This window comes from Anabaenopsis sp. NIES-4685 (assembly GCF_059725405.1).
Genome location: NZ_AP043602.1, coordinates 1819772 through 1845231 on the forward strand (window position 1 = coordinate 1819772; position 25460 = coordinate 1845231).

Sequence of the window (25460 nt, forward strand, 5' to 3'; positions counted from 1 at the left end):
GAAATCAGCACCGAACCCAAAGCAAGATGATGATTTATGTAGTAAATTCTCACCGATGAAGCAGAAAAAGTTATGTAACTTATAAAAGATTAACGCTAGGGGGTATTTACCTGAGTTTTTGATATTTGTTAAGGTGGATAAAGGTTGAGGGCATTTGACAGATTCGGGGATTGAGGAAAACTCAGGAATATTTGTGTTGGAACCTGAGAAGATAGTTTCTGGGGCCAAAACCAGTACTTCTTAGAGGTTCTATCAAACAGGAACCAAGAAAAAGCGGGTAGGGGCTGATTTTCACTAATGAATAAGCAATTAGCTTTCCGTGTATATTTTTCTGACAAAGGGGTGCATTTGTTGGTTAGGGAAAACTACCAAGCTTGAAGCAGCGTGTCATGAAATTATGTACCAAACAAAGCAAAAATCCCTAAAGGAAACTATGAACATTGCTGAATTGGGAACAATGGAAATACTGGAAACCACTGTCGAACATGAAGAAAACTCACTGGAACTTTTAGAATCAATGGTAGAGTCAGAACCCCCAATAATCGAAAATCTGGAATCAGAGGAACGTGATGGGGATGACATGGCTGCAATCAGGCCTTCAGGATACAACAAAACCGAGCATGATGATGCTGTAGGCGCGTTTTTTAAAGAAATGGCGCGTTATCCCCTGTTAAAACCCGAAGAAGAGGTAGAGTTAGCCCGGCGAGTTAGGTTTATCGAGGAAGTGAGGGAGATCCAAGCTGCATTGGAATTAGAACTGGGACAGCCAACCAGTAAGGTACAAGTAGCCTCCCGGCTAGAAATGACAGAAAAGCAACTAGAAAGCCGCTTATACCAAGGTCGAGTAGCGAAACGTAAAATGATTCGCTCCAACCTGAGATTGGTGGTGTCGATTGCTAAACGATACCTGAATCGCGGTGTACCGTTTCTGGATTTAATCCAGGAGGGTGCCATGGGTCTAAATCGTGCTACAGAAAAATTTGACCCGGATAAAGGTTATAAGTTTTCCACTTACGCCTACTGGTGGATTAGACAAGCAATTACCCGCGCGATCGCCAATGATGCGCGAACCATCCGTTTACCCATTCACATTGTTGAGAAACTCAACAAGCTCAAAAAAGCCCAAAGAGAACTCAAGCAAAAACTCTCTCGGAATCCCAACGAAGCCGAAATGGCCCAAGCATTGGAAATTAGTGTCCAACAACTGCGCCAATTGCAACAATTAAGGCGACAAGCACTTTCTCTGAATCACCGTGTAGGTAAAGAGGAAGACACAGAACTAATGGACTTGCTAGAAGACGAAGATAACCTGTCTCCAGAAGCAAAAATGAATGAAAACATGATGCGTCAGGAGATTTGGGATGTCTTGGGTGATGTGCTAACCCCCAGAGAGAAAGACGTAATATCTTTACGCTACGGTTTGACAACCAGCGAACCCTGTACCTTAGAAGAAGTTGGTAATATGTTCAATTTGTCCCGTGAACGAGTACGACAAATTCAAAGTAAAGCCATGCGCAAGTTACGCCGTCCTCATATCGCCAAGCGCCTAAAGGGATGGTTAATTTAATTCCTAATTCATAATTATTAAATCAGGTAAGCTGAGAACCCCACCACCAACACCAGCTATCAGGCCAGGGGTGAAAACCAACTCATCTGTTTACGCCTAAGTCATTTTGTGTGACAGGATGTTTAAGATACCTGAAAATTAAATCTGGCATTCTGGTTAAGCTAGGCTTTCTGTCTGTTCCTAATTTGCTTCCTTAGGAGTTGCTCATATATTTAGGCACATCCTCATCCCAACTAATCCAAAAATTCGCTGTAGACTATGGACTATAAACTATACATGATTAATTAATGACTGGTTCTGATAATTTGATTTTGCGTTTTGCTGAACCCTCTGATAGCAAAGTACTGTTTAATTTAATTCAGGGGCTAGCTGAGTATGAAAAATTATCCCACGCTGTAACTGGTAATGCTTTGGCTCTTGAGGAGCATCTATTTGGCTCTCCCAGGTATATTGAGGCAATCTTAGCCGAATATGCAGGGCAAGCAGTTGGTTTCGCGCTCTTCCTTCACAATTATTCTACCTTCTTGACTAAGCCGGGAATTTACTTAGAAGATTTGTTTGTTTTACCAGAATACCGCCGTCAAGGTGTTGGTAAGGCTCTTTTGTCTAAAGTAGCGCAAATAGCTGTAGAGCGCAATTGTGGACGCTTGGAATGGAGTGTACTGGATTGGAATGAGTCGGCGCAAGCATTCTACCGCAGTATGGGGGCGGCTATTTTGGATGATTGGCGCATTTGTCGGGTCACAGAAGATGGGATGCAAAAGTTAGCCCATCGAGGTTGAAGGTAGGAATTAAAATCTCTTTCATAGATTTTCTTCACAATCAAGTTTGACAGATTGTCTTTTGACGCGGGCAATTGATTGAACTCACAATAATTGTGAAAGGTCTTGTCCGCAATTACTCTTTTTTCAGGAGAACACAAGATGAAAAAAATTATTTCTCTGATACTTCTAAGCATAACTATCTTCACCTTTGCCTTTAGTAGTCCAGCTTTAGCAGCAGATACTATTAGTGGAGCTAAAATATTCGGTGCTAATTGTGCTGCTTGTCATGCTGGTGGGAGAAATTTGGTTCAAGCTAATAAAAGTTTGAAAAAGGGTGATTTAGAAAAATACGGTATGTACTCCCAAGAGGCGATTATTAGTCAAGTTACAAATGGCAAAGGTGCTATGCCAGCTTTTAAGGCTCGTTTAAAACCAGAACAGATTTCTGATGTATCTGCTTATGTCCTAGAACAAGCAGATAAAGGTTGGTAGTTATCTTTTCATTGTGTGACCATGAGTAATGGTTTTATCTGTATCCAAACATAGTGGGAGCCTCAGAACCCCTACGCTAAAGCGTAGGGATGAAAGGTAACTCAACAGGATTACACGTTAAATCAAGCAAAACCTTTTGTGATCGGGTATCTTACCTGCTCCCCTATGATTATGATATTGATAGCCACATCAGTATTATGAGTAACTTCGTGAACAGACTATTGATATTGTCAATAACCACAATATTCCTGTTAATAAATAATTTTACCCTGCCAGCCATGGCAGCAGACATCAATCATGGTGCAGAAATTTTTAGTATTCATTGTGCCGGATGTCATATCAACGGCGGTAACATTATCCGACGGGGAAAAAACTTGAAAAAGCCCGCCCTAGAAAAATATGGTATGAACACCATAGAAGCAGTCACATCTATAGTCACCAACGGCAAAAATAATATGTCAGCCTACCAAGACCGTCTCACCCCAGAGGAAATACAAGCAGTAGGGTACTATGTACTCCAACAAGCCGAAACCGGTTGGCGTTAAACACCCACAACTGATATCTCAAGTTTGTATAAAAATCAAAGATTAAAAATATGCTATTACCACCACAAAGCCGACTGCAATTCACCCCCGACCTAAATATTTGTCGCATTTTAAATGGGATGTGGCAAGTTTCCGGCGGACACGGACGCATTCACCCCAAAACCGCAATAGACACCATGTTTCAATACGTGGATGCAGGTTTTACCACTTGGGACTTAGCAGACCATTATGGCCCGGCGGAAGATTTTATTGGTGAGTTTCGCCGTCAAGTCATTAAAACCCGTGGTGAACAGGCTTTAGCTCAGATCCAAGCCTTCACTAAATGGGTACCCCGTCCGGGAAAAATGACCAAAAAGCTCGTAGAGGAAAATATCAACATCTCCCTCAAAAGGATGGATGTAGGATCTTTAGACCTAATGCAGTTTCATTGGTGGGAATATCGAGATACAAATTATCTAGATGCCCTTAAGTATATGGCAGAACTGCAAACAGAGGGTAAGATTAAGCATTTAGCCTTAACTAACTTTGATACCGAACACCTGAAAATTATTGTCGATGCAGGGATTAAAATAGTTTCTAATCAAGTACAATTTTCTCTAGTTGACCGCCGCCCCTTAGTGCATATGGTTAACTTTTGTCAAGACCATGATATCAAACTCTTTACTTACGGTTCTCTGTGCGGTGGTTTGTTATCAGAGAAATATTTGGGTAAATCAGAACCGCGAGGAAGTGAATTAGCTACAGTTAGCTTAAGAAAGTATAAAAATATGGTAGATGCTTGGGGTAATTGGCAGTTATTTCAAGAGCTGCTATCTACACTCAAGCAAATTGCTCAGGCTCATAATGTCAGTATTTCTAACGTAGCCACACGTTATATTTTAGATCAGCCATCTGTAGGAGGTGTGATCATTGGCGCAAGATTAGGTATATCTGAACACATAGAAGACAATGGAAAAATATTTAGTTTTACCCTAGATACACAGGAAAGCGATCGCATTAATTCTATTTGCAGCCAGTCACGGGATTTATATCAATTAATTGGCGACTGCGGCGACGAGTATCGGCGATAACTATAACCAACAGGAGCAGTTTCTAGTATGCAGCCTAGCACTACCGCCAAACCCAGCCTTATAGGCGGGAATCTCCGTTCTATCCATCATATTGCCCTCAATGTCAAGGATATGCAAGCTTCTCGGTACTTTTACGGTACTATCTTAGGTTTACATGAACTCACAGGGGAGGAAGTACCAGCCACCTTAGTAGAACTGGTGAACACAGGGAAAGTCGCTAACTTTGTCACCCCCGATGGGACAATTTTAGATTTATTCTGGACACCGGAATTATCACCACCAGATCCCAATCCAGAAAAAACCTTTACCAGAGCATACCATCTCGCCTTTGACCATAAAACGAGACCTGAGCCAATGGCTTTTAGACATGGGGATAAGTCGATAGCGACTTTAGTCGCATTAGAACGATTGACTGGCTTTAGCCACAGTCGTATAATGGTAAAAGGGAGTAAGAACAACCATCTACGTGAAGAAACATCCTAGTGCGGAGAAATCCCGGCAACGGACATATCCAACTTGATTTGGAATAGTTAAAGGGCAAATAATGGCAGGATGTTGAGCGTACCTAACTGGCATTGCGATGGACTCACCAAAGCAAAAAAAAAGTAAGCGCAATTGCAATACCTTTTGTCCTGGTAGTTGTTTTGAGCGTGTAGGGTGTTTTTGCCAGCACCATTGAAGGTCAGTTTGTGGACTCTTCAAGAATCCCCCGGCTTTAGACGTGGGGAGTGTCAAATAGATCCGCGATTATTTGAGTCAGCTGTCACAGTCCTCAGAGAAAATCACATTGCGATCGCCCATGGCCCTGTGACTCGTCCTACAGGTAAAGGTGTATACTTTTATGATCCCGACGGGTTTATGCTAGAAATTCGCTGCAATCCTACATCAGGTTGAAAATATCAACTAGTCTGGTGGGTACACCCTGCTGAAGCAAAACTCGCAGGGTAGCATCTTAACTAACCAAAAGTTGAGTTGTTCCAACCCCACATTGTAGCCTTAACATCCACAAATTCTATATAAATCCGATTTTCCGGGACACCTAAATAATGGTGAATCTTTTGGCAAAACTCATGGGTCATGGCTTGAGTTTGCTGATGTTTCATAGTGCCTATGCTTTTAATTTCAATATAGCAAGCCGGGTCTGTAGTCCCTGCAAAGGTCATAGGAATACCGGACTCAAAGGAGGTCATCACGTAAGATTCAGGTTTACCTAAATGTTGTGCTAACTTGCTAGATAAGCTTTTCAGCATGCTTTCAACATCTGCTTTGTGAGGCATAGATACAGAAGTTTGGACTTTGATTAAAGGCATGGTATTGAGTTAAGATTACAGTTTTTGTGCATATTGTGCATATATTTAACTTTATCGGACTCCGGGTGAAATAGATATAGGTCACAGATGTTTAATCATCAGATGAGCGAAATATATGACTATGTTCGGGATGGTATAAACGGGATCTCCGAACTAGGGGCGTACCCCATGGACGTTGTGCGGGTGAAAGTGCGGGACTAATGATGTAAAGTGTCGTACGAATTAGCTTTTCTTCATGGGTACAGTTTGCCATTTCCCCCAAAGGGACAACCATGATTTTCTCATCAGGCCAACCAATGCGAAAGCAAATTGCTACTGGGGTGTCCTGGGGATAATGTGCTAAAAGTTTGGCTTGGGCGGTTTCTATGTGACGCGCACTTAGATATAAACACAGACTAGCTTGATGTGCTGCTAGGGCGGCTAATTCCTCCGATGGGGGGACGTGGGTACGTCCACTGGAGCGGGTGAGAATAATGGTTTGAACTAAACCGGGTACCGTTAATTCTATTTTGAGCTTCGCCGCTGCAGCTTGAAAGGCGCTAATACCAGGGATGATCTCAAAGGGGATATTAGCCTCCCCTAAGAGTTGCATTTGCTCATAGATAGCACTGTAAAGGCTGGGATCTCCCGAATGGAGACGGACTACAGATTTATGCGATCGCACTGCTGCAATCATCAGTGCTAGAATTTCCTCTAAGGTCTTATTTGCAGTGGGAATAATTTCCGCATCTTCTCGACATAAATTTACAATTTCTTCCGGTATTAAAGAATCAGCAAATAAAATTACATCTGCAAGGGACAAGAGTTTCTGGGCCTTGACTGTTAATAAATCGGGATCTCCTGGACCTGTTCCCACAATATAAACTGCTGGCCGGGTCATATCTAGATTATTTTTCATACAAATAATAATGACTTATTTTCTGTAATTGACGCGATATCTAAATGCGAAAATCCTTTTTTTGGGATTTTTGCCCTAAAGTTCCGGATTGCTCCCTAATTATTAGTAGAGATGAATGGTAGATGCACCCTGGTTAGGCCCTAGAGTTTACTCTGGGGCATTTTTTCCTTTTCCCTATATATCCCTGATTCCTTCATCCCGATGGGGAGGCGGAATTAAATCAGGTAAAGGGCGTTTAAATAAGTAGAGCCAAGCTAATCCAGCTAGTCCCAGCACAATAGCAATTAAACTGACAACTTGTGCAATACGAAGGGAACCCAGCATTAAACTATCAATGCGAACCCCTTCAATCCAGAAGCGTCCTAAACTGTAGCCCACCACATAAAATAAAAATATTGTCCCTAAGCGCCAGGGTGATTTCCCAGATAAACCCCGGAAAAATAAAGTAATCAGCAAAGCGAATACTATTAAATTCCACAGGGATTCGTAGAGAAATGTGGGATGAAAATATTCAAAATTAACTAAAGCTAAAGGACGGTTTTGTGGGGGAATATATAGCTTCCAAGGTAAATTAGTAGGACGACCAAAGGCTTCGGAGTTAAAGAAGTTCCCCCAACGTCCAATTGCTTGTCCTAAAATTAGCGAAGGGGCGACTAAATCAGCTAATTGCCAAAAAGAAACTCTATTGAGTTTAGCAAAGATTAAAGCTGCTAAAGTACCACCAATAATCGCTCCGTGAATCGCAATACCTCCTTGCCAAATAGCAATAATTCTCTCTGGATGCTGCTGATATTCTGACCATTGAAACAAAACATAATAAAGCCGCGCTGCGGGAATCGCCCCAATCACTAACCAAATTGATAAATCAGCAATCAATTCTGGATTAACATGACGGCGCTTTGCTAGATACTGGGAAAGGCTCACACCGATGATGACTGCTATGGCAATTAACAATCCATACCAGCGGATACTGATAGGCCCAATGTCCAGGATAACCGGGCCAGGAGAAGTAAATTCAAATGCTAAAGGCAAAGTGTAAATATCCAGTCCCATGTAAATTACGAGTCGTGATGCTTGACACTCCCCAGGGCTATAAGCGGGGGGATTCTTGCTTCATAGAGATTCCATTGACACTCTCAGGTCTAAAGACACTGAGATTCTGCTGACAGAGTAAGTTTAGGCAAAACCCACAGTCTATTATCTATTATCTGTTAACTTCCGTCACTGCGAAAACTAATATAAGGTGAATCCTCTTGCTCGCGGAAGATAGCCAATATTTTTTTTTAACCTAAAAGAAATCAATTATTAACCCAAACTTTAAATAAAAGCAATAACCTGTGGTTATTGAAGTGGAGTTTTGATTAAATTTTGAAATCAAGTGCTTGTGGATTCTGTAGGATAGGGGAATTTTCCTAGGATGATAATTCAGCTCGATCGCTTGAGTTTAACTTATCCTGGGGGAGTTCCAGCCCTCCAGTCAGTTTCTTTAAACTTTAACCCTGGGGAATTTACAGTCATCTTGGGAGCTTCAGGTTCGGGTAAATCAACCTTGTTAAGGTGTTTAAATGGACTAATCAAACCAACAGCAGGGTCTATCACAGTAGAAGGTTGGGGGAAACTCAATGAACCCAAGGTGCTGCATCAGCATCGCCAGCGCACAGGGATGATTTTTCAGCAGCACCAATTAATTGGTAGACAAACTGCACTACAAAATGTGCTGACCGGTCGTTTAGCCTATCACTCAACTCTCAGGAGCTTTTTCCCATTACCCAAAGCTGACAAATATATAGCCTTGGAGTGTTTAGAGAGGGTAGGACTGTTAAATAAAGCTTTAGCACGGGTAGATAATCTCAGTGGTGGTCAACAGCAACGGGTAGGTATTGCGCGTGCGTTGGCGCAACAACCAAGGTTAATTCTGGCAGATGAGCCGGTGGCGAGCCTTGACCCTGCTAGTTCTCACAAGGTGATTTCTTTTCTATGTCAAATTTGTCAAGAAGACGGCATCACGGCGATTATGAGTTTACACCAAGTAGATTTAGCTAAAACCTATGCAGACAGGATAATTGGAATATCTCAAGGTCATATAGTTTTTGATGGTAATGCCGCAGACATTGAGGAGTACGAACTTAATCGTATTTATGGCAAAACCGAAAATATTCACCTAGATATCGAGGAGCAATTTGGCAAAGCCCCTCATACACAAAGCAAAGGATAACATATTATTTCCCGACCTCAATCCCACAAGAGTTTACACACTAATACCATTTGATATATCAGGAGAACTTCTACCATGATCGCCATTCAAAAAAAAATACTCACATCTGTTGCTGTAGTCGTGTTGTCCTTGGTTGGCTGTCAAGCACCTAACAACACTGCTACGAATACTGAGGTTGACCCTAGTGTATCTGATCCCGATACTTTAAGGGTAGCTCTTTTACCAGATGAAAATGCTTCAACTGTCATCAAAAATAATCAGGGTTTAGAAAAATATTTAGAAGAAAAGTTAGGGAAAGATATTGAATTGGTTGTAACAACTGACTATTCTTCAATGATTGAAGCCGCAAGTAATCGACGTTTAGAACTAGCTTACTTTGGACCACTTTCCTATGTTTTAGCTAAAACTAAAAGTAATATTGAACCCTTTGCAGCTTTAAAGAAGGATGGTGAAACTACCTATAAATCAGTGATTATTGCTAGTGTAAAAAGTGGTGTAAATTCTCTTGATCAAGCGTCAGGAAAAACAGTAGCCTATGGTGATCAAGCTTCTACTTCTAGTCATTTAATTCCCAAATCAATGATGCTTGACAAGGGGTTACAACCGAAAAAAGATTATGAAGAAGTCTTTGTTGGTTCTCATGATGCAGTTGCTGTCGCAGTTCAAAATAACAATGCTCAAATAGGGGGATTGAGTAAACCTATTTTTGAATCTTTAATCGAGCGAAAAGTTATCGATACTAACAAAGTCAAAGTCTTGGCAGAATCAGAACCATTTCCTCAATATCCTTGGACAATTCGCTCAGATTTGAAGCCAGAGCTAAAGACACAAATTAGTGCAGCATTTATTGAACTCAAGGATGAAGAAATTCTCAAAGCTTTTAAAGCAGATGGTTTTGGTGCAATTACAGATCAAGAGTATGATGTAGTTAGAAATTTAGGTAAAACCTTGAATCTAGATTTTCAAAAGTTAAATTAATAGGGACTTATTTTAAACCAGATTATAAATTTCTGGGTGGAAAAATATGACTGTCAAATAATATCTTGCTTTTGCGGGGTTACTGCTAACCATTTGACGGAGTTTTATGGCAACCAATAGTTATCAAAAATTTGAACCTCTGTTAAAACAACAAAGACAACACAGATATAAGCATTTACTGCAAGTAGCTGTTGTTGTAGTGATTGTGATCATATCTTGCTTATTAGTTGGTCTTTTTGATTGGGAAAGATTGGCTGAAGGTGTGCCCAGTGGGATAAATTTAGTTAGCCAAATGCTACCGCCAGATTTTAGTTTGGCTATCAACTGGATTAAGCCCCTGTTTGATACCTTGGCGATGAGTGTTGCGGGAACTGCGATCGCAGTTGCTTTTTCTCTACCATTATCACTATTAGCAGCTGGTAATACTACACCCCATCCATTTGTGTTTCAGGTGGCGCGTCTGATTCTCAATGGTTTACGGGCTATACCAGAACTGATTATGGGGATTATTTTGGTAGCTGCGGTGGGGTTTGGTGCATTACCAGGAGCATTAGCAGTTGGGTTTCATTCAATTGGGATGGTGGGTAAGTTTTTTGCTGAGTACATCGAACACGTAAACTCAGCACCAATCGAAGCAGCACAGGCGGCTGGTGCAAACAAGATCCAGGTAATATATCACAGCATTTTACCCCAAGTTTTGCCGCAAATCCTGGATGTAACCTTATATCGTTGGGAATATAACTTTCGCGCTTCTACTATTATGGGTGCAGTGGGTGCTGGGGGTATAGGGTTTGAATTAATTGGTTCTTTACGTATACTTAGGTATACAGAAGTATCAGCAATCCTACTCGTCATTTTGATGATGGTGATATTGGTAGATAGTTTCAGTGGCTATTTGCGCAGACGTTTAGCTTGAGGAAATGCTATGAAACCAAAGGTTGTGATTACAAACTGGGTACATCCAGAAGTGATTGAACTTCTTGAACCTCATTGTGAGGTGATTGCTAATCCCCATCGAGAATCTTTATCTCGTGAGGAAATTCTCCAAAGGGCTAAAAATGCCGACGGATTGATGGTATTTATGCCGGACAGCATTGATGAAGCTTTTTTGCGGGAGTGTCCCCAGCTAAAAGTAATTGCAGCAGCTCTGAAAGGCTACGATAATTTTGATGTTGATGCCTGTACCCGTTGTGGTGTATGGTTTGCAATTGTGCCTTCTTTGTTGTCGGCACCTACTGCGGAAATTGCTATTGGGTTATTAATTGGCTTATCACGACAGATGCTAGTAGGCGATCGCCTCATGCGCAGGGGTAAATTTGCTGGTTGGCGACCCCAACTTTACAGCCTAGGTCTAGCAAATCGTACCTTGGGAATTGTCGGTATGGGTGCATTAGGCAAAGCCATCGCTCAACGTCTAGCAGGTTTTGAGATGCGGTTACTGTACAGCGATCCGGTGGCTTTAACACCGGAACAAGAGGAAATGGCGAATTTAGTAAGAGTATCTTTTGATACTTTAATGGAGGTAAGTGATTTTGTTATGTTAGTAGTACCTCTGCAACCAGGAACCTTTCATTTAATCAACGCCAACACCTTAGCTAAAATGAAGCCAGGGAGCTTTTTAATTAACCCCGGTCGTGGTTCCGTAGTGGATGAGCAGGCCGTGTGTCAAGCTTTGGAATCTGGACACTTAGGGGGCTATGCTGCCGATGTGTTTGAAATGGAAGACTGGCATCGTAGCGATCGACCCCACAGCATACCCCAGTCATTATTAGAAAACACCAATCAAACTTTTCTCACTCCCCATATTGGATCTGCGGTTGACGAGCTACGGCGGGACATCGCCCTAGAAGCCGCCCAAAATATTCTGCAAGCCCTGCAAGGTGAAAAGCCACAGGGGGCAGTTAATTGTCTTAGGGGCTAGTACTGCAGTAAACTCCAAAATCAAAAAGCTGATTGTAAAGGAATTATTTGTGATCTGGGGCAGTAGCTTATCTTTTAATAGTCCAGTCCACCAATTTACTCAAATGTTGTTGAATAAATCAACCTGAACTTGTACCAACAATATTGATATTCACCATCTCACAAAAAATACCTATGAGTGAAACACTAATTCGCCAACAATATGACCAGATAGCAGATTTATATGACCGGCGTTGGAATACTTACATTACCAAGACATTATCTGTTTTAAAAAATTGGGCAGACATTGCACCAGAAGCAACAGTCCTTGATGTGGGCTGTGGAACCGGAGAGTTTGAGCAATTATTACTAACCGAAAATCCACAGCAAATAATTACTGCAGTAGACATTTCCCCAGCAATGCTCCTAGTCGCTAAACAGAAATGTCGTACTTATTCTCATGTTTCATTTCAGAATGCAAGTGTGTCAAATTTACCATTCCTAAATAACAGTTTTGATGTAATCATATCCGCCAGTGCATTTCATTATTTTGATGATCCTCATGGGGCATTATTGGAAATAAGACGGGTTTTAAAACCAGAAGGTAAACTACTTATTTTAGATTGGTGTAAAGATTATTTATCCTGTCAAATATGTGATTTTATATTGAAGTTTGTTGACCCTGCTTACAAGGGGTGTTACACCCAAAAACAGTTTCATAGTTTACTAACTTCAGCACAGTTTAATATAGAGCGTACAACTAAATTTCATTTTAGTTTGGTTTGGGGAATCATGATTGCTGAAGCTAAACCACAAAATTATGTAACTCAGCCCATAACTCCATAAGGCTTTTTTGTAAATATAAACTTTACTAATTGTAACAAAACCTACGTCACTTTCCTAAACCCAAAGCAGCTTAGGTAACCCACCATTCAGCTATCAGACAGGGAATTGATTCCCCGGCTAGCTTGAAAAATGCTGTAAACCCATATCCCACCACCGCACCACCAGAATTACCATCTGTGAGGGCGATCGCCCTAATTAATCAACTAAGAGCGATCGCATAGGTTACCCCTAGAATTACCATCTGTGAGGGCGATCGCCCTAATTAGTCAGCTAAGAGCGATCGCATAGGTTATGATTTAAAGGATAAAGTCAGCAGTAGTTAAAGTAAAGGTACCATTGATTCTCAGCAGTAAATCATCCTCAAAGGTAGTCGTTTGATTAGTACCCTGAATATAAGTGTTACCTCCCAAAACAAAAGCGCCAAATCTATCTTGACCGATAGCGGCGGCGGTAGCATTGAGAAGGGTAGAATTGATGGTGGTTTGCCCAGAATTATTGGCTGCTGTCTGTACCACAATCTGACTGGCGTACTGGCCGGCGGTAGCCAATGCAGCAAAGTTAATTCTATCGACTCCCTGGGTGAAGTCGGTGATAGTATCAAAACTCGCTACAGATAAGTTGGTTCTATTAGATTCATTGGGGGAGTTATATAGGAATACATCACTACCCGCCCCACCGGTGAGGGTATCACTACCCGCCCCACCGGTGAGGATATCATTACCCGCCCCACCGTTGAGGATATCATTACCCGCCCCACCGTTGAGGATATCATTACCCGCCCCACCGTTGAGGGTATCATTACCAGCAGTACCGGTTAAAGTTTGATCTGTGACTACATCTACAGTTTGAAGGATAAAGTCAGCAGTAGTTAAAGTAAAGGTACCATTGATTTTCAGGAGTAAATCATCCTCAAAGGTAGTCGTTTGATTAGTACCCTGAATATAAGTGTTACCTCCCAAAACAAAAGCGCCAAATCTATCTTGACCGATAGCGGCGGCGGTAGCATTGAGAAGGGTAGAATTGATGGTGGTTTGCCCAGAATTATTGGCTGCTGTCTGTACCACAGTCTGACTGGCGTACTGGCCGGCGGTAGCCAATGCAGCAAAGCTAATTCTATCTACTCCCTGGGTGAAGTCGGTGATAGTATCAAAACTCGCTACAGATAAGTTGGTTCTATTAGATTCATTGGGGGAGTTATATAGGAATACATCACTACCCGCCCCACCGGTGAGGGTATCACTACCCGCCCCACCGGTGAGGGTATCATTACCCGCCCCACCGTTGAGGATATCATTACCCGCACCACCGTTGAGAATATCATTACCAGCAGTACCGGTTAAAGTTTGATCTGTGACTACATCTACAGTTTGAAGGATAAAGTCAGCAGTAGTTAAAGTAAAGGTACCATTGATTCTCAGCAGTAAATCATCCTCAAAGGTAGTCGTTTGATTAGTACCCTGAATATAAGTGTTACCTCCCAAAACAAAAGCGCCAAATCTATCTTGACCGATAGCGGCGGCGGTAGCATTGAGAAGGGTAGAATTGATGGTGGTTTGCCCAGAATTATTGGCTGCTGTCTGTACCACAGTCTGACTGGCGTACTGGCCGGCGGTAGCCAATGCAGCAAAGCTAATTCTATCTACTCCCTGGGTGAAGTCGGTGATAGTATCAAAACTCGCTACAGATAAGTTGGTTCTATTAGATTCATTGGGGGAGTTATATAGGAATACATCACTACCCGCCCCACCGGTGAGGGTATCACTACCCGCCCCACCGGTGAGGGTATCATTACCCGCCCCACCGTTGAGGATATCATTACCCGCCCCACCGTTGAGGATATCATTACCAGTTTCACCGGTGAGGGTATCATTACCCGCCCCACCGTTGAGGATATCATTACCCGCCCCACCGTTGAGGATATCATTACCCGCCCCACCGTTGAGGGTATCATTACCAGCAGTACCGGTTAAAGTTCGATCTGTGACTACATTAAGGGTAGTCAACTGGGATAAATATTCTTGAATTTCCGTGAGACCACGGGTAGCATTAGCGGCTATGGCTCCATCTGTCAATCTATCTCCAGAAAAGGCTGTACCAAAGAGAAAACGTACCACCATAATCCCGTCGGATAGGGCATTGATTTGACCGTTACCGTCAATATCTAAGTACTTATTGTCTACCGCTTCCTGTAAATATTCTCGAATTTCCGTGAGATTACGGGTAGCATTAGCGGCTATGGCTCCATCTGTCAATTTATCCCCAGAAAAGGCTGTACCAAAGAGAAAACGTACCACCATAATCCCGTCAGATAGGGCATTGATTTGACCGTTACCGTCAATATCAAGATTCCATTGCCGCTTGTCTACCATAATGGGGCTAGTAGCTAGCCGATAATTAGCCGCTAAAGAACTAGCTGTAACCTGCAATTGTGTACCTTCAAAGTTGGCTCCGGCGGTAAAATTGAAGTCTCCTAATTTCAACGGTAGGGGTTCGTTAGGCCAGTTACCTTGAATACTAGAGTAAGGTATTTCTAGGTAAGTGTCTGTATTGGGGTTATTATCCAAGTCGTTGTTATCGAGAGAGGTAACGATATCACCAAATAAGTCAGTATCCCAGAGGTTATTGACGCCGGTGTAACTTAGGTGACTAGAGTTGTAATGTAAACGTAAACCAATACCAGTTAAGGTATTGTCACCTGTGGAAGTACTGTAAAATAGGGGGATACTAACAGTATTACCAGAGGATGCCGCCAGGTTTTCCGCTGAAGAGATTTGTTGAAAGCGATCATCTTCTAAAATAGTTCCCCTCGCACTACCCGTTGTAATAACAGCATTATTGGTGGGGTTGGATAAAATGACGCTGAAGGTTTCATCTCCCTCAAAGATATTGTCACCAGTGACGTTAATGGTAATATCTTTCGAGAGTTCTCCCGGATTGAAGGTAACAGTGCCTGATGGTAAGATGTTCCCAAAGTCCAACCCATCTGCATTGTCACTACCTGGTATTATTACTACATTCCAGTTAACACTATTTGTGGTCGTGGAATTACCAGAACGGCTAATGGTGAAGGTAAAGGGGGTAGTATTCTCGTCGCCTTCAATTTTGCTCGCACTTTTAGCAGCAATTCCCAGACCAGTGGTCTGCTGAATTATAATTGGTGGCGCTTCGAGTGTATAACCAGTGGCTGTCTCTGTTGAAGTCACCTTGATTTGAGTGCCATCAAAGTTCTCAGTAGTAGTAAAGTTGAAGTCCCCTAATTTTAACGGTAGAGCTTGGTTAGGCCAGTTACCCGAAATTTCAAAATAGGCAAATTCGATATACCGATCGCTTTGGGGGTCGTTGTCAAAGTCGTTATTATCAGCTTGGTCGGCTACCGGAGAGAATACACTGGTGTTAAAGAAGTTTTGGACATTTTGGAACCTCAGTTCACTAGAATTATAGTGCAACCGCAGACTAATACCAGTCAGAGTATTATCACCTGTTGAGGTATTATAGCTCAGGGGCAAGGTAAAATTAGAACCTGGTAGAGCATTTGGTTCATCGAGCGATGAAATTATTTGTTGTGACATAGTATGCACCTGTTAACATTAATGAATGAAAAATTATTACCCTGGGAATTTTCGTAGATTCTACCCCTTAGAGGCTGTTTAGAAAATATTAAACAACTCAATGCCTGTGACGTGAAGGTTACCACCCTGTGGGTATTTCACGATCACAAAAATTATACAACAGGTAGATACACAAGGCAACCAATGACTTCTGTCATGGTCAAAACCTGACCCTTCTTGGTAGGATGAGCAGGGTCAGGGGGTGGGTGAATGATGATTCCTCTGAAGATTGACAAAATTCACCCAATTTGTTATTAATTATAATTTGTGCAAACTATAATCTGATAATATAATCTCTTGGCTAACGTAATTGTCATAGGTGCCCAATGGGGCGACGAAGGAAAAGGTAAAATCACAGACTTACTCAGCCGCTCCGCAGATGTGGTAGTACGTTACCAAGGGGGAGTGAATGCTGGACACACAATAGTGGTGGAAGGTCAGACATTTAAGCTGCACTTAATCCCCTCTGGTATTTTGTATCCCAATACGGAATGTATTATTGGCTGTGGAACGGTGATAGATCCACAGGTGTTGATAGCAGAATTGGATAAACTGGAAAAATTAAATATTTCTGCTGCCAATCTGTTAATATCAGAAACAGCCCATGTAACAATGCCCTATCATCGGGTAATTGACCAGGCATCAGAGGAGCGGCGAGGAAGTTATAAAATCGGCACGACGGGGAGAGGGATTGGCCCGACCTATGCGGATAAATCCGAGCGTACAGGGATTAGGATGTTAGACTTGATGAACCCGGAAGCCCTACGGGAGAAGTTGGAATGGACGATTAATTATAAAAACGTTATTTTAGAAAAACTTTACAATCTACCACCCCTAGACCCCCAAGCAGTAATTGAGGAATATATGGGTTATGCCGATCGCTTACGGCCTTATGTGGTGGATACATCCCTAAAAATATATGATTCAATTTTGCGTCGCCGCAATATCCTGTTTGAAGGGGCACAAGGAACCCTGCTAGATTTAGATCACGGGACTTATCCCTATGTGACTTCCTCTAACCCGGTAGCAGGTGGGGCTTGCGTAGGAGCGGGGGTAGGGCCGACAATGATAGACAGGGTAATTGGTGTGTCTAAAGCCTACACGACTAGGGTAGGAGAAGGGCCTTTTCCCACGGAGTTAGATGGAAAAATCGGGGAATTGTTGTGCGATCGCGGAGCGGAATTTGGGACAACAACGGGACGCAAGCGGCGCTGTGGGTGGTTTGATGCGGTGATTGGTCGCTATGCGGTACGAATTAATGGTATGGATTGTATGGCCATTACCAAGCTGGATGTTCTGGATGAACTAGAAGAAATTCAAGTCTGTGTGACCTATGAAATAGATGGCGATCGCTGTGAAAACTTTCCCACCAGTTCCCGTCGATTTGCGCAATGTCGCCCCATCTATAAAACCCTACCAGGATGGCAAGTATCCACTAAGGAATGTCGTACACTGGAAGACTTACCACCCCAAGCCCTAGACTACCTGAAATTCTTAGCGGAATTGATGGAAGTTCCCATCGCGATCGTCTCCTTGGGAGCTAGTCGCGATCAAACCATTATTGTGGAAGATCCCATACACGGACCTAAACGTGCTTTATTGTACGGTGACGGTACACCCGCTGCTTAATTAAGTAGGGAGTGTAAGACAGATGGGGAGGCGCTTGTTTATATGATCAAGTGCAAATGTCAACAACTGATAACTAATAACTGACAACTTCTATGGCGATTAAAGTCGAATCTCAAAAGCGACCAGAAGGGAGCAAACCTAATGCTTTACGTCGTTCTGGTCTGATACCTGCTAATTTGTACGGTCACAAAGGTGCAGAATCAATTTCTTTAGTAGTGGAAGCTAAAACTGTGGAGCGTCTGCTCAAACAAGCTGGTGTAAATAAAACAGAAATTGAACTAAATATCCCTGAACTGGAGTGGACTGGTACAACTGTATTACGAGAAGTGCAATCCCATCCTGCTAAGGGTTTTATTTACCATCTGAGCTTTTTTGCATCTGCTCAAAGTTAATGCTGTGGTGTAAGTTGTAAAAAACACCACTAAAAAATCTCATGATTGCTGATGATACCAGGGTTCAACCCTGGTTTTTTATTGAAAGTGTGAGAATATGGGTTTATGAGTTGGTCTTTGACCTTGTACAATCCCCCCAGGGGGTTGATGTGCAATTTTTGTAACTCTCCAACCCACGGTTTTTTTATGACACCAGCAAATCTTCCAGTTTTAATTCAGCAGATGTTACAACCGGGATTTTATCCCCACCCAGTCACAGAACCTATAGAACTGATTCAAACTCATATTTCCTATGTACTGCTTACGGGAGATTATGCCTATAAGTTGAAAAAAGCAGTAAATTTTGGCTTTTTGGATTTTTCTACTCTAGAAAAACGCAAGCATTTTTGTCAAGAAGAGTTGCGTTTGAATCAACGGGGCGCGGCTGAATTGTATTTAGAAGTATTACATATAACTGTAGTTGATGGGCAATATCACTTAGAAGGAGCAGGAAAGCCTGTAGAGTACGCCCTAAAAATGCGCCAGTTTCCCCAGGATTTACTCTTGAGTACACTATTTGATCAAGGTAAGTTAACAGAGGCTGACTTAGAGAATCTAGGTAAAGTAGTGGCGCAATACCACGCTAAATCTACAACAACTAACGATTATATTCGCAGTTTTGGCGAAGTGCCGCAAGTGCGGGCGGCAATTGATGAGAATTATCAACAAACAGAAAAGTATATTGGTGGACCCCAGACACAGCAACAGTTTCAGGAAACCAAAAAATATACAGATAATTTTTTCTTAGAACATCCAGAATTATTTACCAGTAGAATTGAAAATAACTACATTCGTGAATGTCACGGTGATTTACACCTGAGAAATATTGCTTTATGGCATGATCAGATGGTTCTGTTTGACTGCATTGAATTTAACGAACCGTTTCGCTTTGTGGATGTCATGTATGATGTGGCGTTTACGGTGATGGATTTGGAGGCGCGAAACAGCCCTAATTTAGCTAATGTCTTTTTAAACACCTATGTGGAGCAAACTGGTGATTGGGAAGGATTGCAGTTATTACCTTTGTATTTAAGTCGTCAGGCTTATGTTCGGGCTAAGGTGACTTCATTTTTGTTAGATGACCCCAATATACCAGAAACAGTGAAGGCAGAGGCGGCAAAAACGGCAGCAGCATATTATCGCCAAGCTTGGGAGTATACTAAATCAAAATCAGGAAAACTGATTTTAATGTCTGGGTTGTCCGGTTCTGGGAAGTCTACAACGGCTAAATATTTGGCGCGTAAATTCCAGGCGATTCACATTCGCTCAGATGCGGTACGTAAACATTTAGGGGGGATTTCTGTTTGGGAGCGTGGTGGGGATGATTTATATACCCCAGAAATGACTCAAAAAACCTATGGCCGGTTGCTGGATCTGGGAATTATCCTGGCTCGCCAAGGGTTTAATGTAATTCTAGATGCTAAATATGATAAACAAAACCTCCGACAAAATGCCATCGGGGAAGCGGAAAAATACCAAATTCCCCTGGAGATTATATACTGCACTGCACCTTTAGCAGTTGTGCAAGAGCGTCTGGCTCAACGTACTGGGGATATTGCTGATGCTACTGTAGATTTATTAACATCGCAGGTAGAGCAGGCGGAAGCATTTACCAGGGAGGAAATGCCCTATGTGCAGATTTGGGATACCACTGCATCACCACAGGCATAATTAAAATCAGTAGTTTACAGTGTTTGTAAGTCTATGGCAACTAAAGGTTTACCGCCTATCTCACCGGAATTCTTTTCTCAACTGATATTTGGGGGATTTTTAATCTTCATATTGCTCATGGCGGGCTTTTCACTACCCCTGAGTATCTTTTTGGGGATTATTGCTGGTTTTGTTTTGGGTTGGTTCACAAGTTCTACTAAAAATAGCCCCCGGGAACCTGCTATACCCTCCTCTGATGGTATTGACGCGGGACTAAAATATTGGTTGTTTTTCTTGGTGGGGTTTGTGTTGTTGGGGTATTCTGCACCCGCTGGGATCTTCCTAGGTGCAATGGCGGCCCTGGGTGGGGGTTGGATGACTGCTTGGTGGGGTTGTAAGGAGCCTATGAATACTCAGCTACCTATGGAGGTTTTAGATGTTGATGTGAATGAAGGCCCTAGGGAGAGAATTACTAAACAGCAAACTAGAAAAGTCCCCCGTCGTTATCGTCGGACTTCTGGAAGTTTCAATTTCCGGTTTTGGGAAAAATGAGGGAATATCTTTTTAGAGAGGGCGGGTAGGATACCCACCCCACAAGATTTATGATCTTAAGCTGTGTATTTTATTTATTTGAAACGTGCTGTATCTGTCTAAGTTACTACCACTGTTTTTTTATCCCCTGGGACTGGTTACTATTGGTTTAATGGTGGCATTGGTGACAGTATGGAAACGTCCCACCCTGGCGGCCATGGCGATTAGTTTGGCTTTAATTATATTGCTGGTTTCTAGTAATGCTTGGGTGGCTAAGTCTGTGGTGCGATCGCTAGAATGGCAATATCTCCCTACAAGTCCAGTACCCACCGCTCAAGCAATTGTAGTTTTAGGTGGTGCGACTAGCTCCCCTGACCCTCCCAGGGTAACTGTTGATTTGAATGAGGCGGGCGATCGCATTATTTATGCAGCCCAATTATACCGCCAAAACAAAGCCCCGATCATTATTGTCACTGGGGGTCGCATTGACTGGAGTGGTAACAGTTCCCCTGAATCTGTAGATATGGCGGATGTGCTGACATCAATTGGGATCCCATCGGAGGCGATTATTCAAGAACCGGAGGCTCTCAATACATATGAGAATGCCGTGAATGTTCAGCAGATTTTAACAGCACGTGGTATTAGTAAGGTATTGTTGGTTACTTCTGCAATGCATATGCCGCGATCTGTGCAAATTTTCCAACGTCAAGGTATCGATGTGATTCCCGCACCGACTGATTTTGAGGTGAGTGACAATGAAATGGCAGCCATGACTAGAACCCCCAAAGCTGCTATCCTGAACTTATTGCCTGATGTGGGTAACTTACGGTTATTTACTAGTGCCCTCAAAGAATATATTGGCAGTTGGGTCTATGGCTGGCGTGGTTGGTTGTAACCAGTTAGAATGTTTAGGGAGTTGGTGCTATTATCATGATGTCTGAAAATTTACCTTATATTGTGCCATCGCCTCAGTGTGAAGTTGATGCGGACTTTTCGCACTATCACACAACTTACCAATTCTACGCAGAAGTTGAGACTCGTTCAGAGTTTGAGAGTTATTGCGCTTGGTATTACCAAACAGCAGCACAGCATCGTCAAGAGTTAGAGAAAATGCGCGGCGAATTGAATATTTTTCAATGGTTTCGCCGCTCGTGAGTAATTTAAATTACTTCTAACTCATTTTCACGCAGGTGAGCTTTAAATTTTTTACTAAACTGCACTAGAATCGGTAAGTTAGCGCTGACAGGTCTACCTTTCCATTCAGTAGCAATATTCACGACTTCGCCTTCTGTATCTTTGAGATCAAAAGCCTCACCCCGATTTTCAGGATGATGATAAACTACTACTGACTCTTTAACACGGATGCGATCGCCTACTTTGATAACCACATCTCCACTTGGTTTTTGCTGTTCCATAAGCATCTCCACAGTCACTCCTTACTGAAACTGCTAAAAAAACTGTTTGTAATATTCACTAATATACAAACAAAGCCTGCCCATGCAGGCTTTAATAGTGATTAGTGAGGGACATTCAGATCATTAAAAATCCGTTTTACTGTTGCTGTGCGCTTTAAATACAAATGTTATTCTACAATAAATGGTCACTAGTTTTCTCAACTGAAAATATATCTTTAACTAGCGGGGTATGTTGTTACCGATAGTGGGGGAACCAAGCCCAGCAGCAGAATGGAAAAACCTATTCCCTAATTTTGCAGGACACACCTAATAAAATTAATCAATATTAATTAAGATTTAGTGGGTTAAGGATACAGTTAAAGTGTAAGTGGATTTGATCCAAGCAATCAATTTAGGTGAATTTAGAGTCTAGAATGGTGCTATGCCTATGCCAAGTTATACCTTAATCTGGCTGTTGGCGGGAGTTGTTCTGTGTTTAATGGAACTGTTCTTACCATCGGCTTTTGTGGAATTCATAATGGGAATTAGTGCCTTAATGGTGGCGCTACTGTCTCTAGTGGGTGTGGGTAGTTTAGGGTTGCAAGTTGCAGCTTGGTTATTACTGTCCACAGTTTTGATTGTGCTTTCTCGTCGCTTTTTGCAACCGCGAGGACGCAAATCAAAAATGGTGGATACAGTTGTAGCTCAAACCTTAACGGAAATTCCCCCTGGGGAAACCGGACGGGTGCTGTATGAGGGGAATTCTTGGCGCGCACAATGTGACGACGAGCAACTGTACATAGCACCCCATCAAAGAGTTTATGTAGTCAGAAGAGAAGGCACTACTTTGATTGTAATGCCTGATTACCTATTGCGTTGAGTGGGCGCTTGTACAGTTGTTCACACAGACATGGCATGAGAAGTTAGGAGAATGTAAAATATGAATGAATTTTTCTTGCTAGTATTTCTGGCTCTTGGTGGTTCTGCAGTTGCAGGATCTGTAAGAGTCGTGAATCAGGGTAATGAGGTATTAGTAGAACGATTAGGGAGCTATAATAAAAAGCTTGGCCCTGGGCTGAATTTTGTGATGCCTTTTTTGGATAAAATCGTTTATCAACAAACTATCCGCGAAAAAGTTTTAGATATTCCTCCCCAAAAATGTATTACCCGCGACAATGTGGGGATTGAAGTGGATGCGGTGGTTTACTGGCAGATTGTAGACATGGAAAAGGCATGGTATAAGGTGGAAAACCTGCAAGCAGCCATGACAAATTTAGTACTAACTCAAATTCGCTCGGAAATGGGACAACTGGAGTTAGATAAAACTTTTACCGCCCGGTCTCAAATTAATGAAATATTATTGCGTGAGTTGGATATTGCTACTGACCCTTGGGGTGTGAAGATTACCCGGGTAGAATTGCGCGATATTGTTCCCTCCCAGACGGTGCGAGAATCAATGGAGCTCCAAATGGCGGCGGAACGGCGGCGACGGGCAGCAATTCTCACTTCCGAGGGGGAACGGGAATCGGCGGTGAATACCGCTAGGGGGAAGGCTGAGGCGCAAATTTTAGACGCTGAAGCTCGTCAAAAATCTACGATTCTCCAAGCGGAAGCGCAACAAAAATCTATTATCTTACAAGCTGAAGCTGAACGTCAGCAACAAGTCCTCAAAGCCCAAGCAACCGCTGAAGCTCTCCAAGTAATCACTAATGCTCTCAATGGTCAACCAGGAGCACAAGAAGCTTTACAGTTTTTACTAGCTCAAAGTTATTTGGACATGGGGACGAGGATTGGTAGCAGCGACAGTAGTAAGGTGATGTTTATGGACCCCCGCACTATCCCTGCTACTTTGGAGGGGATGCGTTCTATTGTTGCTGATGCTAGTCATCCTTCTTTTGGTGGTCTCAAGAATGAGCAACGTTAGCTTGATTCATTTGGCATTGACTACACAAACCAAAAAATTCTAGTGTGTGGTAAAAGACTTTAAATTTATGCTGGGATTCTAACTGGTCTTCTAAGGGATGAACAGGACATTGATTAATGGGAATTGATAGGCCACACTGCAAACAGGTCAGGTGGTGTTTGTCTTGTTGGGCTAGGTTATACAGGGCTTCACCGTTGGCTAAATTCCTCACCTGTACCATCCCTTCTAGTTTTAAGGCTTCCAGTGCGCGGTAAACTGTTGCTAAACCCATGGTTTGGTTGCGATTACGTAATTCTACGTAAATATCTTGGGCGGAAATTCCTTTTTCGATGCTCTTGAGTAGGCTGAGAATCCGCTCTTGACTGCGGGTGCGTATGGCTCTCATAGACAATTATTTAAATTTACTACTGTAGTGACAGCTGTTAAATTGGCAAGGTTATTCCTTAACTGTAACTGCTTGTTGATTTTATTTTGACTCAGTTGGGACAGAAAGTTATAGTATAGCGATCGCAGCATTTAGCAAAAAGCCTGTGCAAAGGAAGTATCTAGCCAAAATTTTCGTGACCCTTCGCCCTTCAGTGTTAGACCCTGCTGGTGTGGCCGTACAATCTGGTCTGAAGCAACTGGGATACGACAACGTGGAACAGGTGCGGATTGGGAAGTACATCGAACTCACCATCACTTCTACTGAGGAGATCAAGGCCCGTCGAGACCTTGAACGTATCTGTGACCAAATGTTAGCAAATCCAGTGATTGAAAATTATCGCTTTGATTTGATTGAGGTGGAAACACAAACAGGAGTTATTTAGCATCCAGGATGGGGAAACAGGGAAGCATATTAATTTCTCTGTCCCCATTTCTCACTCCCACTACACTAATTAAGACTAATTAAGAGGAATTAATCACTAAATCATGAAATTTGGGGTTTTGGTTTTTCCGGGTTCTAATTGTGATCGCGATGTTGCTTATGTTACCAGAGATTTGCTGGGGCTGCCTACTCGCATGGTTTGGCATCAAGAAACTGATATCACTGATTTGGATGTAGTTATCATCCCCGGAGGCTTCAGTTACGGTGATTATCTGCGTTGTGGTGCGATCGCCCGCTTCTCCCCTGTGATGCAGCAAGTCCTTGACCACGCCCAAGCAGGTAAATTTGTTCTCGGTATCTGTAACGGTTTCCAGGTATTAACTGAAGCTGGTCTGTTACCCGGTGCTTTGACGAGGAATCAGGATTTACATTTTATCTGCGATCGCGCTCCGCTGACCGTTGAGCGTAACGATATTCCTTGGACTCAAGCCTACACTACCAATGAAACTATCACTCTGCCTATTGCCCACGGCGAAGGGCGATTTTATGCTGATAAGTCTACTTTAGCAGCCCTTGAAGATCATAGTCAAGTGGTTTTTCGCTATGCAGGAGACAATCCCAACGGCTCACTCAATAATATCGCCGGGATTTGCAATCGACAAGGCAATGTTTTAGGCATGATGCCTCACCCAGAAAGAGCATCAGATGCTTCCCTGGGATATACTGATGGTTTGCGCCTATTTCAAGGCCTATTAGGGAAAATCGCCGCCTGGGCTTAATTTTCTTCCTGTGCTGTGAATTACTCTCAGGAATTGACCTCCCCAATCTTCATCTTATTTTTTTAGTCCTGATTACTGGACTTTTTTTATGGCTGTTTTTGGTTAAGTTTCTACTGTTTCAC

General features: G+C 42.5%; 27 protein-coding genes and 1 pseudogene. 22 read left to right on the top strand and 6 right to left on the bottom strand.

Features of this window, described 5'->3' with window-relative positions; genetic code table 11:
- Nucleotides 1-397 precede the first annotated feature (397 nt).
- From AC6IZ0_RS07980 to AC6IZ0_RS08010, 7 genes and pseudogenes are all read left to right on the top strand, one after another.
- Nucleotides 398-1567 (top strand): RpoD/SigA family RNA polymerase sigma factor, encoded by a 1170-nt coding sequence (locus AC6IZ0_RS07980; RefSeq protein ID WP_497725720.1) that lies wholly within the window; start codon nt 398-400, stop codon nt 1565-1567.
- A 287-nt stretch (nt 1568-1854) separates the two neighbouring features.
- On the top strand, nt 1855-2349 hold the full coding sequence (locus tag AC6IZ0_RS07985; RefSeq protein WP_497725721.1) for a GNAT family N-acetyltransferase: 495 nt from the start codon (nt 1855-1857) through the stop codon (nt 2347-2349).
- Nucleotides 2350-2490: 141 nt separating this feature from the next.
- Complete coding sequence (petJ, locus tag AC6IZ0_RS07990) at nt 2491-2823, top strand: cytochrome c6 PetJ (protein ID WP_271732929.1); 333 nt, start codon at nt 2491-2493, stop codon at nt 2821-2823.
- Nucleotides 2824-3032: 209 nt separating this feature from the next.
- Complete coding sequence (gene petJ, locus AC6IZ0_RS07995) at nt 3033-3368, top strand: cytochrome c6 PetJ (protein ID WP_280793588.1); 336 nt, start codon at nt 3033-3035, stop codon at nt 3366-3368.
- A gap of 50 nt (nt 3369-3418) precedes the next feature.
- On the top strand, nt 3419-4438 hold the full coding sequence (locus tag AC6IZ0_RS08000) for an aldo/keto reductase (RefSeq protein ID WP_271732923.1): 1020 nt from the start codon (nt 3419-3421) through the stop codon (nt 4436-4438).
- Between the two features lie 27 nt (nt 4439-4465).
- Entirely contained in the window at nt 4466-4921 is a 456-nt protein-coding gene (locus AC6IZ0_RS08005; protein ID WP_497725722.1) for a VOC family protein, read from the top strand.
- A 252-nt stretch (nt 4922-5173) separates the two neighbouring features.
- Nucleotides 5174-5332: pseudogene (locus tag AC6IZ0_RS08010) on the top strand (VOC family protein); the annotation flags it as partial.
- Nucleotides 5333-5394: 62 nt separating this feature from the next.
- Here the strand turns inward: AC6IZ0_RS08010 and AC6IZ0_RS08015 are convergent.
- The 3 genes from AC6IZ0_RS08015 to lgt form a co-directional block, all read right to left on the bottom strand.
- Nucleotides 5395-5748: a phenylpyruvate tautomerase MIF-related protein gene (locus AC6IZ0_RS08015; RefSeq protein ID WP_497725723.1), complete on the bottom strand. Its 354-nt coding sequence runs from the start codon at nt 5746-5748 to the stop codon at nt 5395-5397.
- Between the two features lie 91 nt (nt 5749-5839).
- Entirely contained in the window at nt 5840-6646 is an 807-nt protein-coding gene (cobM, locus tag AC6IZ0_RS08020; protein WP_497725724.1) for a precorrin-4 C(11)-methyltransferase, read from the bottom strand.
- 174 nt (nt 6647-6820) lie between these two features.
- Nucleotides 6821-7699, bottom strand: coding sequence for a prolipoprotein diacylglyceryl transferase (gene lgt, locus AC6IZ0_RS08025; protein WP_497725725.1), 879 nt, complete (start codon nt 7697-7699; stop codon nt 6821-6823).
- Nucleotides 7700-8063: 364 nt separating this feature from the next.
- On the opposite strand from lgt, the gene phnC reads away from it, so the two are divergent.
- The 5 genes from phnC to AC6IZ0_RS08050 all read left to right on the top strand — a co-directional run bounded on the left by phnC (nt 8064) and on the right by AC6IZ0_RS08050 (nt 12584).
- On the top strand, nt 8064-8861 hold the full coding sequence (phnC, locus tag AC6IZ0_RS08030) for a phosphonate ABC transporter ATP-binding protein (protein WP_497725726.1): 798 nt from the start codon (nt 8064-8066) through the stop codon (nt 8859-8861).
- Between the two features lie 75 nt (nt 8862-8936).
- The gene (gene phnD / locus AC6IZ0_RS08035) at nt 8937-9839 is read left to right on the top strand and encodes a phosphate/phosphite/phosphonate ABC transporter substrate-binding protein (protein WP_497725727.1); all 903 of its coding nucleotides are present in this window, start codon (nt 8937-8939) and stop codon (nt 9837-9839) included.
- A gap of 106 nt (nt 9840-9945) precedes the next feature.
- Nucleotides 9946-10755, top strand: a complete 810-nt coding sequence (gene phnE, locus AC6IZ0_RS08040; RefSeq protein WP_497725728.1) for a phosphonate ABC transporter, permease protein PhnE — start codon at nt 9946-9948, stop codon at nt 10753-10755.
- A gap of 9 nt (nt 10756-10764) precedes the next feature.
- A complete protein-coding gene (locus AC6IZ0_RS08045) occupies nt 10765-11760 on the top strand; it encodes a phosphonate dehydrogenase (protein ID WP_497725729.1) in 996 nt (331 codons plus the stop codon).
- A 173-nt stretch (nt 11761-11933) separates the two neighbouring features.
- Complete coding sequence (locus AC6IZ0_RS08050; RefSeq protein WP_271732906.1) at nt 11934-12584, top strand: class I SAM-dependent methyltransferase; 651 nt, start codon at nt 11934-11936, stop codon at nt 12582-12584.
- A gap of 296 nt (nt 12585-12880) precedes the next feature.
- Here AC6IZ0_RS08050 and AC6IZ0_RS08055 read toward each other — a convergent pair whose 3' ends face one another.
- Nucleotides 12881-16153: a Calx-beta domain-containing protein gene (locus AC6IZ0_RS08055; RefSeq protein ID WP_497725730.1), complete on the bottom strand. Its 3273-nt coding sequence runs from the start codon at nt 16151-16153 to the stop codon at nt 12881-12883.
- A gap of 336 nt (nt 16154-16489) precedes the next feature.
- On the opposite strand from AC6IZ0_RS08055, the gene AC6IZ0_RS08060 reads away from it, so the two are divergent.
- The 6 genes from AC6IZ0_RS08060 (at nt 16490) to AC6IZ0_RS08085 (ending at nt 21588) form a co-directional block, all read left to right on the top strand.
- On the top strand, nt 16490-17821 hold the full coding sequence (locus AC6IZ0_RS08060; RefSeq protein ID WP_497725731.1) for an adenylosuccinate synthase: 1332 nt from the start codon (nt 16490-16492) through the stop codon (nt 17819-17821).
- A 92-nt stretch (nt 17822-17913) separates the two neighbouring features.
- Nucleotides 17914-18213 (top strand): 50S ribosomal protein L25, encoded by a 300-nt coding sequence (gene rplY, locus AC6IZ0_RS08065; protein ID WP_497725732.1) that lies wholly within the window; start codon nt 17914-17916, stop codon nt 18211-18213.
- Between the two features lie 186 nt (nt 18214-18399).
- Complete coding sequence (locus tag AC6IZ0_RS08070; protein ID WP_497725733.1) at nt 18400-19923, top strand: bifunctional aminoglycoside phosphotransferase/ATP-binding protein; 1524 nt, start codon at nt 18400-18402, stop codon at nt 19921-19923.
- Between the two features lie 33 nt (nt 19924-19956).
- Nucleotides 19957-20454, top strand: a complete 498-nt coding sequence (locus tag AC6IZ0_RS08075) for a hypothetical protein (RefSeq protein ID WP_497725734.1) — start codon at nt 19957-19959, stop codon at nt 20452-20454.
- Between the two features lie 85 nt (nt 20455-20539).
- A complete protein-coding gene (locus AC6IZ0_RS08080; protein WP_497725735.1) occupies nt 20540-21328 on the top strand; it encodes a YdcF family protein in 789 nt (262 codons plus the stop codon).
- 38 nt (nt 21329-21366) lie between these two features.
- Nucleotides 21367-21588: a hypothetical protein gene (locus AC6IZ0_RS08085; RefSeq protein WP_271733276.1), complete on the top strand. Its 222-nt coding sequence runs from the start codon at nt 21367-21369 to the stop codon at nt 21586-21588.
- A gap of 5 nt (nt 21589-21593) precedes the next feature.
- Here AC6IZ0_RS08085 and AC6IZ0_RS08090 read toward each other — a convergent pair whose 3' ends face one another.
- Nucleotides 21594-21866: a ferredoxin-thioredoxin reductase variable chain gene (locus AC6IZ0_RS08090; RefSeq protein ID WP_497725736.1), complete on the bottom strand. Its 273-nt coding sequence runs from the start codon at nt 21864-21866 to the stop codon at nt 21594-21596.
- A 409-nt stretch (nt 21867-22275) separates the two neighbouring features.
- Between AC6IZ0_RS08090 and AC6IZ0_RS08095 the strand changes: the two genes are divergently transcribed.
- Together AC6IZ0_RS08095 and AC6IZ0_RS08100 are read left to right on the top strand one after the other, a co-directional pair.
- Complete coding sequence (locus AC6IZ0_RS08095) at nt 22276-22707, top strand: NfeD family protein (protein ID WP_497725737.1); 432 nt, start codon at nt 22276-22278, stop codon at nt 22705-22707.
- A 60-nt stretch (nt 22708-22767) separates the two neighbouring features.
- The gene (locus AC6IZ0_RS08100; RefSeq protein ID WP_271733271.1) at nt 22768-23751 is read left to right on the top strand and encodes an SPFH domain-containing protein; all 984 of its coding nucleotides are present in this window, start codon (nt 22768-22770) and stop codon (nt 23749-23751) included.
- Here AC6IZ0_RS08100 and AC6IZ0_RS08105 read toward each other — a convergent pair.
- Nucleotides 23732-24136, bottom strand: a complete 405-nt coding sequence (locus AC6IZ0_RS08105; RefSeq protein ID WP_497725738.1) for a Fur family transcriptional regulator — start codon at nt 24134-24136, stop codon at nt 23732-23734. The genes AC6IZ0_RS08100 and AC6IZ0_RS08105 overlap by 20 nt on opposite strands.
- A gap of 145 nt (nt 24137-24281) precedes the next feature.
- Here AC6IZ0_RS08105 and purS point away from each other — a divergent pair, with 145 nt between their 5' ends.
- Together purS and purQ are read left to right on the top strand one after the other, a co-directional pair.
- Nucleotides 24282-24560, top strand: a complete 279-nt coding sequence (purS, locus tag AC6IZ0_RS08110) for a phosphoribosylformylglycinamidine synthase subunit PurS (protein ID WP_271733269.1) — start codon at nt 24282-24284, stop codon at nt 24558-24560.
- Between the two features lie 103 nt (nt 24561-24663).
- Nucleotides 24664-25338: a phosphoribosylformylglycinamidine synthase subunit PurQ gene (purQ, locus tag AC6IZ0_RS08115; RefSeq protein WP_497725739.1), complete on the top strand. Its 675-nt coding sequence runs from the start codon at nt 24664-24666 to the stop codon at nt 25336-25338.
- Nucleotides 25339-25460 lie beyond the last annotated feature (122 nt).